The following is an 11,491-nucleotide window of genomic DNA, read 5'->3' as shown; positions in this document are numbered from 1 at the left end:
ACTCGGCGCCGGTGTTCGGGGGGGGGGGGGGGGGGGGGGGGGTCAGGGGGCCACGGGGAGGAGGGTGGGGCGCTTGGCGGTGCGGCCGTCGCCGGAAGAGCGGCCCGTGAGGCGGCGGCCGATCCAGGGCAGCACGAACTCGCGGTAGTACGCGGCGGTGTTGCGGCTGCGGGGGCCGGCCGGCGCGGCCGCGACCTCCTCCACGCCCCACTCGGGCGGCACGGGCACGCCGATCGCGGTGAGCACGTTGCTCGCGACGCGGGCGTGTCCGAGCGAGTTCAGGTGCAGCTTGTCGGGCGACCAGTACCGGATGTCCCGCAGGCCGACGTCGTTGAAGTTGTCGACGAACGTGACGCCGTCGAGCTCCGCGAGATCGAGCAGGGCCGCGGTGAGCCGCACGCCGCGCGCGTCGAACACCCGTCCGAGCGGTAGATGGTCGGTCGGGTTCGCGCCGCTCAGCATGAGCACGTGGATGCCCTCCTCGCGGATGCGGTGCACGGCGGCGCGGAAGCGGCCGGCGACCCGCTCCTCGGGCATGCGCGGGCGCAGCATGTCGTTGCCGCCGCCGTTGAAGCTGATCACCTCGGGTCGCAGCGCGATCGCGGCCTCGAGCTGCTCCTCGACGATCGGGCCGAGCTTCCGGCCGCGGATCGCGAGGTTCGCGTACCCGATCGGCTCGCGCGCCGCGCGCGCCATCGCGAGGGCGACGAAGTCGGCCCAGCCGCGCGCCGAGCCGTCGGGCAGCTCATCGCCCACGCCCTCGGTGAAGCTGTCGCCGATCGCCGCGTACGTGTGGAACATGCGCTCCACGCTAGCGGCACCCGCCGGTCGAGTGGCGAGCGAGGGACGAGCCCGCCCGCTGGTCGAGTGGCGAGCGAGGGACGAGCACGCGTATCGAGACCCGTGACGCGGATTCGAGGGCGGGTCGCCGGGTCTCGATACGCTCGCTGGCGCGTAGCTCACTCGACCAGCGGGTGGGGCGCCGGCGCGTAGCTCACTCGATCGACGACCGGTGTTCGAGCTCGCAGTCGCCGCCGGGGTAGAGCAGCGTCTCGTGCCCGTCGTCGAACCGTACGAAGTAGGGCGGGCCGCCGTCGGCGCCGCGCACCTCGAGCACCTCCCCGTGCCGGTCGGTCTGCCCGACCTGCTTGCTGTGGATGACCAGACGATCCCCGACGGTTGCGCGCATCGATAGCCCCCTTCGCTCGCGACCAGGGTACGCCGCGTCCACCCGTGAGTCACCCCTCGGTGTCCGTGGGCGAGTGTGGCCGTTGCGCACGAGTGTGGCCGCCGCTGTGGTCACACTCGCGGCGACCGGCCACAGTCGCGGGTCAGCCGACGGCGAGGAGGGCGGCCCAGAGGTCGGCGCGCGCGTGGAAGCCCGAGAGGTCGCGGCCGAGCAGGCGCTCGGCGAGCGCGATGCGGCTGCGCACGGTGTGGCGGTGCACGCCGAGCGCCTGTGCGGTCGCGTCGAACTGGCCGCCGTGCTCGAGCCAGGTGCGTGTGGTCTCCACGAGGGTCGTGCCGTTCGCGGCGTCGTGGTCGGCGAGCGGGGCGAGCGTCGCGCGCGCGACGGCGCGCGCGTCGGTGCGGGCGAGGAACGCGAGCACGCCCTGCCGGCTGATCTCCTCGAACGCGACGACGGATGCCCCCTGTTCGCGAGCCCGTTCGAGGGCGCGGAGCGCCTGCTCGTGCGCGCCGCGCACGGCGCCGGCCCCGAGCGTGGGCACCTCGTCGGAGACGCCGACCGCGACGCCGAACTCGGTCGCGAGCTCCTCCGCGAGTGCCGCGTCGGCGGGTTCGGCGAGCAGCACGACGGTGTCGTCGTCGCGCCCGAAGAACAGCCGGCCGGCCCGCTCGTCGACGCGGAGCTCGAGCAGCTCGACGAGCCGGTCGGCGTGCTCGGCCGGCACGTCGGCGATCGCGACGCGCAGCGGCGGCTCGGGCAGCGCGCCCCACATCTCGGCCGCGACGCCGGCCGCGAGGTCGAGGTCGCCCGCGAGGATCGACCTGAGCAGGCCCGAGCGCAGATGCCCGCGCGCGCGGTCGAGGTCGCGGTTCTGCTCGAGCGCGAGCCCGGCGAGCGCGATCACGGCGGTGACGACCTCGCGGCCGGCCTGGTCGAGCTCGGCGGAGTCGCCGATGGCGAGCACGCCGCGCAGCGCGCCGCCACCGCCGAGGGTCTGCAGCGTGACGCGGTGCGGGGTGCCGACGCTCGCGCCGGCCTCGACCGTGCGGCTCGCGCGCTGGCCGCGGCGGAGCATGGTGCGCGCTTCGCCGACGACCTCGCCGAGCGCGGGTTGCGCGAGCCCGCCCGCCGGGGCCTCGCGGTCCAGCCCGCCCGCGGCATCCACGAGCCCGACCCAGGCGCCGAGGCGGCGCGACAGCTCGCCGAGGGTCGCACCGAGCCCGTCGGGCCGGAGCGCGGCGAGCGAGATCGCGCGCTGCGCCTGCAGCGCCCACGCCTGCCTCGCGTTCGCGTCGGCGGTGTTCAGGTCGGCGACCGTTCGGGCGACGCGGATGAACGGGACGCGGTACGGCACCTCGAAGACCGGCAGGCCATGCGTGCGGCACGCGTCGATGAGCACGGCGGGTGTGCCGTCGCGGACGACCTCGGTGCCGAAGCCCAGGGCGGCGACGCCAGCCCCGCTGAGGCGCGCGACGTAGTCGGCGAACCGCTCGGGGTCGTCGTGGCCGGTGTCCGCGCCGAACTGGGTGCCGGTCGTGAGGAGCACGTGGCCGGGGTCGAGGAACGGCGCCGGGTCGACGAGGTCGGACGAGTGCGCCCACACGACCGGGGCGTCGAGCGCGCCGTCGGGCAGCGCCGCCTCCGCGACGAGCAGGCGCAGCGCGAGCTCGTCGCGCGCGAGCAGGGTGCGAACGGTGAGGGGCATCGGCGACTCGTGTACATCGTGTCTAGTGGGTGGGAATCGAGTGTACACACCGGTGCAGCGCCATCGGTGCAGCGCTGCCTAGCATGGCCGCATCGTCCACCCGCGAGCCGACCCTCACTAGGAGCCGCCATGACCCTCGTCGACACCCAGGCCCCCGCCATCGGCGGCCCCGCACTGCCGCAGGAGCGCCGCCTCATCACGGCGATCCCCGGCCCGCGTTCGCAGGAGCTCATGGACCGCAAGGCGGAGGCCGTCGCGTCCGGCGTCGGCGCGACGCTGCCCATCTCCGTCGTCGCCGCGGGCGGCGGGGTCATCGTCGACGCCGATGGCAACTCGCTCATCGACCTCAGCTCGGGCATCGCCGTCACGGGCGTGGGCAACGCGAACCCACGCGTCGTCGAGGCCGTCACCGCACAGCTCAACGCGTTCACGCACACGTGCTTCACGGTCGCCCCGTACGAGGGCTACGTCGCCGTCGCCGAGAAGCTCAACGAGCTCACACCGGGCGACCACGCCAAGCGCTCCGCGCTGTTCAACTCGGGCGCCGAGGCCGTCGAGAACGCGATCAAGATCGCGCGCAGCTTCACCAAGAAGCAGGCCGTCGTCGCGTTCGACCACGCGTACCACGGCCGCACCAACCTCACCATGGGCCTCACCGCGAAGAACATCCCGTACAAGAGCGGATTCGGCCCCTTCGCGCCCGAGATCTACCGCGCGCCGCTGTCGTACCCGTTCCGCGACGGCGGGCTGAGCGGGGCGGATGCCGCGGCCAAGGCCATCACGCAGATCGAGAAGCAGGTGGGCGCCGAGAACCTCGCCGCGCTCATCATCGAGCCGATCCAGGGCGAGGGCGGCTTCATCGTCCCCGCGCCCGGGTTCCTCGCCGCGCTCGCTGAGTGGGCGCGCGCGAACGACGTCGTCTTCATCGCCGACGAGGTGCAGACGGGCTTCGCCCGCACGGGCGCCTGGTTCGCGGTCGATCATGAGGGCGTCGTGCCCGACCTCGTCGTGACCGCCAAGGGCATCGCGGGCGGCCTGCCGCTGTCCGCGGTCACGGGCCGCGCCGAGATCATGGACGCGGCGATCACGGGCGGCCTCGGCGGCACCTACACGGGCAACCCGCTCGCGGTCGCCGCGGCGCTCGCGACCATCGAGGCGTACGAGGAGGACGGCCTCATCGAGCGTGCGCAGCAGATCGGCGCGGTGCTGTTCGGCCGCCTCAACGCGCTGCGCACGGCGGACCCCCGCATCGGCGACGTGCGCGGACGCGGCGCGATGGTCGCGATGGAGCTCGTCGACCCCGCGACGGGTGCACCCGACGCGAAGCTCACCGCTGAGGTCGCGGCCTACGCCCACGCCAACGGCGTCGTGCTGCTCACGTGCGGCACGTACGGCAACGTCATCCGGTTCCTGCCGCCGCTCACGATCAGCGACGAGCTGCTCGTCGACGGCCTGTCCGTGATCGCCGAAGGCCTCCAGCGCGCCTGAGGCCGCCGCGCGTGCCAGCCGAGCGCCGCGTCCAGACGCCGCGGGCGATCCGCAACCCGTGGCGAGCGGACGGCGCCCGGAGCAGACTGGTACCGACCCCGACGGCCCGGCCGCCACGACCGCGCCCCGCACGCACCTCATCATCACCGTCAACCGCGCACCGATGCGCACGGGTTCCGCAGAGGCATCCGGACCATCTCCACAGAACGGGAGCAGCATGACCACCGCAACACAGGAATCCGCCGTCCTCGAGCAGGTCGCCAGCGGCCTCTTCATCGGCGGCGAGTGGGTGGACGCCGAAGGCGGCCGCACCATGACCGTCTCCGACCCGTCGACCGGTCAGGTCATCAAGGAGATCGCCGACGCCTCGCCCGCCGACGGCATCCGCGCGCTCGACGCGGCCGCTGCGGCGCAGGACGCCTGGGCCGCCACGGCGCCGCGCGAGCGCGGCGAGCTGCTGCGCCGCGCGTTCGACACGCTCATGGCGCGCAAGGAGGAGTTCGCGCTCCTCATGACGCTCGAGATGGGCAAGCCGCTCGCGGAGGCGCGCGGTGAGGTCGGCTACGGCGGCGAGTTCCTCCGCTGGTTCAGCGAGGAGGCCGTGCGCATCACGGGCCGCTACGGCGTGAACCCCGAGGGCACCGGCCGCATCGTCGTCTCGCAGCGCCCCGTCGGTCCGTCGTTCTTCATCACGCCGTGGAACTTCCCGCTCGCGATGGCGACCCGCAAGATCGCGCCCGCGCTCGCCGCCGGCTGCACGGTCGTCATCAAGCCCGCCGCGCTGACGCCGCTCACGACGATCGCGTTCGTGCAGCTGCTCGAAGAGGTCGGGCTGCCGAAGGGCGTCGTGAACGTCGTCACGACGTCGAGCTCGTCGAAGCTCTCGGGCCCGATCATCGCCGACCCGCGCCTGCGCAAGCTGAGCTTCACGGGCTCGACCGAGGTCGGCCGCTCGCTCATGCAGCAGGCCGCGCAGGGCATCCTGCGCACCTCGATGGAGCTCGGCGGCAACGCGCCGTTCGTGATCTTCGACGACGCCGACCTCGACCAAGCCGTCGAGGGCGCGCTCGTGGCGAAGTTCCGCAACATCGGCCAGGCCTGCACGGCCGCGAACCGGTTCATCGTGCACGAGTCCGTCGCGCCCGAGTTCGCCCGCCGCGTCGCCGAGCGCGTGCGCGACATGCGCGTCGGCCGCGGCACCGACGACGGCATCTCGATCGGCCCGCTCATCGACGACGACGCGGTCGCCTCGACCGACGAGCTCGTGCAGGACGCGGTCTCGAAGGGTGCGCAGGTGCTCGTCGGCGGCTCGCCCATCGACGGCGCCGGCTCGTTCTACGCGCCGACCGTGCTCGGCGACGTGTCGGCGAGCGCGCGCCTGCTGAAGGAGGAGATCTTCGGGCCGGTGCTCGGCATCACGACGTTCGCCGACGAGGACGAAGCGGTGCGGCTCGCGAACAACACCGAGTACGGGCTCATCTCGTACGTGTTCACGCAGGACCTCGCGCGCGGGCACCGCATGATCGACCGCATGGCGACGGGCATGATGGGCCTCAACACGGGGCTCGTGTCGAACGCCGCGGCGCCGTTCGGCGGCGTGAAGCAGTCCGGTATCGGCCGCGAGGGCGGCCTCGAGGGCATCCACGAGTACCTCGACACGAAGTACACCCTCATCCCCCTCTCATAACCCCTTCGTTGGTCGAGTAGCGAGCGAGGGACGAGCACGCGTATCGAGACCCAGCGAGAAGGAAGAAAGCAGCACATGGAACGCATCGACACGGACGTCGTGATCGTGGGGGCCGGCGCAGCCGGCCTCACGGCCGCGACGAGGCTTCGCGCGGCGGGCAAGGCGGTGGTCGTGCTCGAGGCGCGGGACCGGGTCGGCGGGCGGCTCTGGACCGGCGACGTCGACGGGGCCACGCTCGAGATCGGCGGCCAGTGGGTCTCGCCCGATCAGGACGCGCTCATCGAGACCCTCGACGAGCTGGGCCTCGAGACGTACCCGCGCTACCGCGAGGGCGTGAACCTGTACCGCGGGCCCGACGGCGAGCTGCGCCGCTTCGAGGGCGACATCTTCCCGGTGCCCGAGGCGACCGAGCAGCAGATCCTCACGCTCATCGAACGGCTCGACGCGCTGGTCGCCGAGATCGACCCCGACCGCCCGTGGGAACACCCGCGCGCGAAGGAGCTCGACGAGATCTCGTTCGCCCGCTGGCTCGAGACGCAGACCGACGACGAGGAGGCCCGCGAGAACATCGGCATGTTCATCGCCGGCGCGATGCTCACCAAGCCCGCGCACGCGTTCTCGGCGCTGCAGGCGCTGCTGATGGCCGCATCCGCCGGGTCGTTCTCGAACCTCGTCGACGCCGACTTCATCCTCGACCGCCGCGTGGTCGGCGGACTGCAGCAGGTGCCGATCGGCCTCGCCGAGCGGCTCGGCGACGCGGTCCGCCTGGGGCAGCCGGTCAGGACGCTGCGCTGGGCGCAGCCCGGTGACGAGCGAGCGGATGCCTCGGCCGGCACGCCCGGCCCGGGCGCCGCCGGCCGTGTGGTCGCGATCACCGACGACCTCGAGGTGCACGCCACATACGCCGTGCTCGCGCTGCCGCCGATCCTGATCAGCCGGATCTCGTACGAGCCGCCGCTCCCGCGCCGGCAGCAGCAGATGCACCAGCACCTCTCCATGGGGTTCGTGATCAAGGTGCACGCCGTGTACGACCGGCCGTTCTGGCGCGAGCAGGGGCTCTCGGGCACGGCGTTCAGCCCGTGCGAGCTCGTGCACGAGGCCTACGACAACACGAACCACGGCGACGCCCGAGGCACGCTCGTCGGGTTCGTGGCCGACGAGGCCGCCGACGAGGTGTTCCGGCTCACGGCCGCCGAGCGGAAGGCGCGCATCCTCGAGTCGCTGTCGCACTACTACGGCGACGAGGCGCTCGCCCCGGTCGTCTACTACGAGAGCGACTGGGGTTCCGAGGAGTGGACCCGCGGCGCGTACGCCGCGAGCTTCGACCTCGGCGGGCTCGCCCGCTACGGCGAGGACCTGCGTGCCCCCGTCGGCCCGATCCGCTTCGCGTGCAGCGACATGGCCGGAAAGGGCTACCAGCACGTCGACGGCGCGATCCGCATGGGCCGGCTCGCGGCCGAGCAGATCCTGGCCGAGGCCGGGGCACGCGCATGACCGACGAGGCGCCGGTCGAGGAGGGCGCTGCGCCCCGTCCCGACGACGAGCTCCGCATCGTCGTCGGGTACACCGCCGATGACTCGGGCGCCGACGCGCTCGCCCTCGCGGCGCGCATCGCCGGCGCGACCGAGGGACGGCTCGAGGTCGTGCTCGTGCTGCCCATCGAGGCGCGCGGCGGCGTCGTGCCGCCCGACCCCGGGTACGAGCGGCACGTCAAGGAGCGCGGCCGGAACTGGCTCGCCGAGGCATCCGCCGCCATCGGCGACGAGATCGCGCAGGCGCTGCACATCCGGTATGCGGAGTCCTTCGCGGAAGGCCTCACGACCGCCGCGCACGAGTTCGGGGCGTCGCTCATCGTGGTCGGCGCCGCACGCGGCGGCCTGCTCGGCCGGGCGCGGGTCGGCTCGGTCGCGGGCGAGCTGCTGCACTCGTCCGACGTGCCGGTGGCGCTCGCCCCCGCGGGATCGCGCGACATCCGGCCGGGTCAGGGCGTCACGCGGGTCACGACCGCGGTCGGCACGCGACCCGGCGCAGACCGGCTGCTCGAGGCATCCGTCGCCCTCGCGCGCGCCGCGCACGCCCCGCTCCGACTCGTGTCGCTCGTGCCCATCGACCTGCCCGCCGGCCTCGACGCCGAGCTCGCGCATCTCACGAGCACGACGCACGCCGAGGAGGTGCTCGAGGCGGCTCGCGCCGCGCTGCCCGACGGCATCGACGTCACCGCGCAGGTCGCGACCGGCGAGACCGTCGAGGAGGCCGTGAAGGCGCTCGACTGGCACGCCGGCGAGCTCGTGCTCGTCGGCTCGAGCCGGCTCGCCGCGCCCCGCCGCCTGTTCCTCGGCTCGACCGCGGCGAAGATGCTGCGCGAGCTGCCCGTGCCCATGATCGTCGTGCCCCGGACGCGCGGCTGAGGCCGTGGCATCCGCTTCGCCCCACCCACCGAAGGAAGACTCGCGATGACGCAGCCTCAGAACCAGCCGGCCGGCGACCCGCCCATGACGACCGCGACCGCCGCGGTCGGCGACGAGCGCGGCCTCTCGAAGAAGGGCCTCTCGGCGGGGTCCGTGGGGCTCATCGGCGCGATCGTCATCGGCATCTCGTGCATCGCACCCGCGTACACGCTGACGGCCGCGCTCGGGCCGACCGTGTCCGAGGTGGGCGTGCAGGTGCCCGCGATCATCCTCGTCGGCTTCATCCCGATGCTGCTCGTGGCCTTCGGGTACCGCGAGCTCAACCGGCGCATGCCCGACTCGGGCACGTCGTTCACCTGGGCGACGCGGGCCTTCGGCCCGTGGATCGGCTGGATGGCCGGCTGGGGGCTCGTCGCCGCGACGATCCTCGTGCTGTCGAACCTCGCGGGCATCGCCGTGGACTTCCTGTTCCTGCTGATCTCGCAGATCACCGGAAACGCCGACGTCGCCGGCCTCGCGGCCAACCCGCTCATCAACGTCGTGACCTGCCTGCTGTTCATGCTCGGCGCCACGTGGATCTCATACCGCGACATGCAGACCACGCAGAAGCTGCAGTACTGGCTCGTGGGCTTCCAGGTGCTCGTGCTGGTGCTCTTCTCGGTCATGGCGCTCGTCGAGGTCGCGAACGGCAACGCGTTCGACGCGACCGCCATCGAGTGGTCGTGGTTCAACCCGTTCGCGGTCGAGTCGTTCTCGGCGTTCGCCGCGGGCCTGTCGTTGTCGATCTTCATCTTCTGGGGCTGGGACGTGACCCTCACGATGAACGAGGAGACGCGCGGGTCGGACAAGACGCCGGGTCGTGCGGCGACCATCACGGTCGGCATCATCGTGACGCTCTACCTGCTCATCTCGGTCTCGCTCATCTCGTTCGCGGGCGTCGGCGAGGGCGAGTTCGGGCTCGGCAACCCCGACATCCAGGACAACGTGTTCTTCGCGCTCGCCGGGCCCGTGCTCGGCCCGCTCGCGGTGCTGGTCTCGCTCGCCGTGCTCACGAGCTCGGCGTCGAGCCTGCAGTCGACGTTCGTGTCGCCCGCGCGGACGCTCCTCGCCATGGGGCACTACGGGGCGCTGCCCGAGAAGTTCGCGAAGGTCAGCCCGCGGTTCTTCACACCGGGGTACGCGACGGTCGTGTCGGCGATCGTGGCCTCGGTGTTCTACGCGGTCATGCGGTTCGTGAGCGAGAACGTGCTGTGGGACACGATCACCGCGCTCGGCATGATGATCTGCTTCTATTACGGCATCACGGCGTTCGCGTGCGTGTGGTTCTTCCGGAACCACTGGTTCCGGAGCGTGCGCGAGTTCTTCTTCACGCTGCTGTTCCCGCTCGTCGGCGGGGTGATCCTCGGCGTGCTGTTCGTGACGACGCTCGTCGACAGCATGGACCCGGAGTACGGGTCGGGGTCATCGGTGTTCGGCGTCGGGCTGGTGTTCGTGCTGGGCATGGTGGTGCTGCTCACGGGCGTCGCGGTGATGATCTGGCAGCGCGTGAAGCGGCCGGCGTTCTTCCGCGGCGAGACGCTGTCGCGCGCGTCCGCCGACTGACGCGTCCGTTGGTCGAGGAGGTCTCGATACGCTTCGCTACTCGACCAGCGGGACTGGGCCTCCCGTTGGTCGAGGTGCGCGCGAGGGACGAGCACGCGTATCGAGACCCGGTGCCCGTGTCGGCGCTCCTCGACCAGCGGGTTACTCGGCGGGGGCGGCGCCCGTGTACATGGCGAACGTGGTGTCGGCGGCGCGGCGCGCGACCTCGGGGTCGGCGCCCAACCCGGCCACGTGCACCGCGGCCCACCGGTCGGCGCTGCCGCGCGTGAACGCCACACCCTCGTCGCTGACCGCCCACTCGGCACCCTGCTCGGGCGTGATCTCGGCCTCCGCGCCGTCGGTGAGATGCAGTGCGAGGCCCATGATCGCCTGGTCCCAGCCGATGCCGGTCGCCGAGGGCCCGAACTGCTCCCACATCTCGGCGCCGAGCTCGGCCGACGGCGCGACGTGCTCGAGCTCGACGCGCGTGTGGTCGGCGTCGACCGTGTTCAGGCGCACGGTGAGCCAGGTCACGCCGCCGCCGTACTCCCAGGTGACGGCGAATGCGTTCGGTGCGTCGCACGACTCGATGGTGCCGCCGGCGTTGCCGACGAGCTGGTAGCGGCCGCCCTCGCGCAGGTCGCCCTCGACCGGCAGGAACCACCGCGGGATCCGCTCGGCCGAAGTCAATGCGTCCCACACGTCGGCGATCGGCGCCGGGTAGGTCTGTGCCACGGTCTGCACGTAGGTGTCCTCGCCGTCGCGGCTGCCCGTGGTCAGTCCGCGGTCGACGGCGTCGAGCTGGGCTTCGATGTCCATGTCAGTGCTCCTTCGGGGTGGATGGTGCTGAAGGGCCAGGCCCGGGTCGCCGCGGGGCGGCGGGCCTCGTCGGCGTGGCGGGCGCGGCCGGGTCGCTGTGACGGCCGGATGCCTCGGGGGCACCGCTCGGCTCGGTCGCCGCCGCTCGTCGCCGGGTGCGCGCTCCGCGCGCGAGCTCGGTGCCGAGTGCGTCGAGCGGGCCCCGCCAGAACCGTTCGAACGGCGTGAACCACGCGGCCGCCTCGGCGATCGGTGCGGGGTCGAGCGCGTACAGCCGGCGCGTGCCCTCGGGGCGCACGCTCGCGAACCCGGTCTCGCGGAGCACTCGCAGATGCTGCGAGACCGCGGGCTGGCTAATGCCGAACTCGGCCTGCACGATGCGCCCGATGTCGCCCGCGGCGACCTCGCCGTCGGCGAGCAGCTCGAGGATCCGGCGGCGAACCGGATCCCCGATCACTTCGAGCGCGTGCATGCGACAATAATTCACCGAAGACTTATATAAGTCAACCCTGAATTACAAGCTGTGGTCCACGATCTCTCGTTCGCAGCTCTCCCGGCTCCCCGCGCTCAACTCTCTGCTCAGGACTCTCGGGGATCGCCGCGGCGGGTTCGCG

The 11,491-nt window shown here is 72.6% G+C and carries 10 protein-coding genes; 5 read left to right on the top strand and 5 right to left on the bottom strand.

Translation table 11 applies throughout. The features are described 5' to 3' along the window. Positions 1-42: 42 nt before the first annotated feature. From RH864_RS15630 to RH864_RS15620, 3 genes are all read right to left on the bottom strand, one after another. Positions 43-801, bottom strand: a complete 759-nt coding sequence (locus tag RH864_RS15630; RefSeq protein ID WP_310518496.1) for an SGNH/GDSL hydrolase family protein — start codon at positions 799-801, stop codon at positions 43-45. A 193-nt stretch (positions 802-994) separates the two neighbouring features. After that, positions 995-1,189: a DUF1918 domain-containing protein gene (locus tag RH864_RS15625; RefSeq protein WP_310518495.1), complete on the bottom strand. Its 195-nt coding sequence runs from the start codon at positions 1,187-1,189 to the stop codon at positions 995-997. A gap of 142 nt (positions 1,190-1,331) precedes the next feature. Continuing rightward, positions 1,332-2,894, bottom strand: coding sequence for a PucR family transcriptional regulator (locus RH864_RS15620; RefSeq protein ID WP_310518494.1), 1,563 nt, complete (start codon positions 2,892-2,894; stop codon positions 1,332-1,334). 129 nt (positions 2,895-3,023) lie between these two features. Here RH864_RS15620 and gabT point away from each other — a divergent pair, with 129 nt between their 5' ends. The 5 genes from gabT to RH864_RS15595 all read left to right on the top strand — a co-directional run bounded on the left by gabT (position 3,024) and on the right by RH864_RS15595 (position 10,079). Next, a complete protein-coding gene (gene gabT / locus RH864_RS15615; RefSeq protein ID WP_310518493.1) occupies positions 3,024-4,382 on the top strand; it encodes a 4-aminobutyrate--2-oxoglutarate transaminase in 1,359 nt (452 codons plus the stop codon). Positions 4,383-4,599: 217 nt separating this feature from the next. Further along, positions 4,600-6,069 carry an NAD-dependent succinate-semialdehyde dehydrogenase gene (locus RH864_RS15610; RefSeq protein ID WP_310518492.1) on the top strand — a complete coding sequence of 490 codons (1,470 nt, stop codon included), beginning with the start codon at positions 4,600-4,602 and terminating at the stop codon, positions 6,067-6,069. Between the two features lie 75 nt (positions 6,070-6,144). Then, the gene (locus RH864_RS15605; RefSeq protein ID WP_310518491.1) at positions 6,145-7,563 is read left to right on the top strand and encodes a flavin monoamine oxidase family protein; all 1,419 of its coding nucleotides are present in this window, start codon (positions 6,145-6,147) and stop codon (positions 7,561-7,563) included. Beyond that, positions 7,560-8,477: a universal stress protein gene (locus RH864_RS15600; protein WP_310518490.1), complete on the top strand. Its 918-nt coding sequence runs from the start codon at positions 7,560-7,562 to the stop codon at positions 8,475-8,477. The genes RH864_RS15605 and RH864_RS15600 overlap by 4 nt, the downstream gene beginning before the upstream one ends. An 84-nt stretch (positions 8,478-8,561) precedes the next feature. Further along, complete coding sequence (locus RH864_RS15595; protein ID WP_310518500.1) at positions 8,562-10,079, top strand: APC family permease; 1,518 nt, start codon at positions 8,562-8,564, stop codon at positions 10,077-10,079. Between the two features lie 141 nt (positions 10,080-10,220). Here the strand turns inward: RH864_RS15595 and RH864_RS15590 are convergent, their stop codons facing one another. After that, on the bottom strand, positions 10,221-10,877 hold the full coding sequence (locus RH864_RS15590) for an SRPBCC domain-containing protein (protein WP_310518489.1): 657 nt from the start codon (positions 10,875-10,877) through the stop codon (positions 10,221-10,223). A gap of 1 nt (position 10,878) precedes the next feature. Next, positions 10,879-11,349 carry an ArsR/SmtB family transcription factor gene (locus RH864_RS15585; RefSeq protein ID WP_310518488.1) on the bottom strand — a complete coding sequence of 157 codons (471 nt, stop codon included), beginning with the start codon at positions 11,347-11,349 and terminating at the stop codon, positions 10,879-10,881. Positions 11,350-11,491: the final 142 nt, after the last annotated feature.

Origin of the sequence: Agromyces aerolatus, from assembly GCF_031432255.1 — a bacterium.
Taxonomy (GTDB): domain Bacteria; phylum Actinomycetota; class Actinomycetes; order Actinomycetales; family Microbacteriaceae; genus Agromyces.
Note: the sequence above shows the minus strand (reverse complement) of the source record. Positions and strands in the feature narration are given on the sequence as shown.

Excerpts from the sequence above, each read along its gene's own strand:
- RH864_RS15630 (WP_310518496.1), bottom strand. The coding sequence starts at position 801 with ATGTTCCACACGTACGCGGCGATCGGCGACAGCTTCACCGAGGGCGTG.
- RH864_RS15625 (WP_310518495.1), bottom strand. The coding sequence starts at position 1,189 with ATGCGCGCAACCGTCGGGGATCGTCTGGTCATCCACAGCAAGCAGGTC.
- RH864_RS15620 (WP_310518494.1), bottom strand. The coding sequence starts at position 2,894 with ATGCCCCTCACCGTTCGCACCCTGCTCGCGCGCGACGAGCTCGCGCTG.
- gabT (WP_310518493.1), top strand. The coding sequence starts at position 3,024 with ATGACCCTCGTCGACACCCAGGCCCCCGCCATCGGCGGCCCCGCACTG.
- RH864_RS15610 (WP_310518492.1), top strand. The coding sequence starts at position 4,600 with ATGACCACCGCAACACAGGAATCCGCCGTCCTCGAGCAGGTCGCCAGC.
- RH864_RS15605 (WP_310518491.1), top strand. The coding sequence starts at position 6,145 with ATGGAACGCATCGACACGGACGTCGTGATCGTGGGGGCCGGCGCAGCC.
- RH864_RS15600 (WP_310518490.1), top strand. The coding sequence starts at position 7,560 with ATGACCGACGAGGCGCCGGTCGAGGAGGGCGCTGCGCCCCGTCCCGAC.
- RH864_RS15595 (WP_310518500.1), top strand. The coding sequence starts at position 8,562 with ATGACGACCGCGACCGCCGCGGTCGGCGACGAGCGCGGCCTCTCGAAG.
- RH864_RS15590 (WP_310518489.1), bottom strand. The coding sequence starts at position 10,877 with ATGGACATCGAAGCCCAGCTCGACGCCGTCGACCGCGGACTGACCACG.
- RH864_RS15585 (WP_310518488.1), bottom strand. The coding sequence starts at position 11,349 with ATGCACGCGCTCGAAGTGATCGGGGATCCGGTTCGCCGCCGGATCCTC.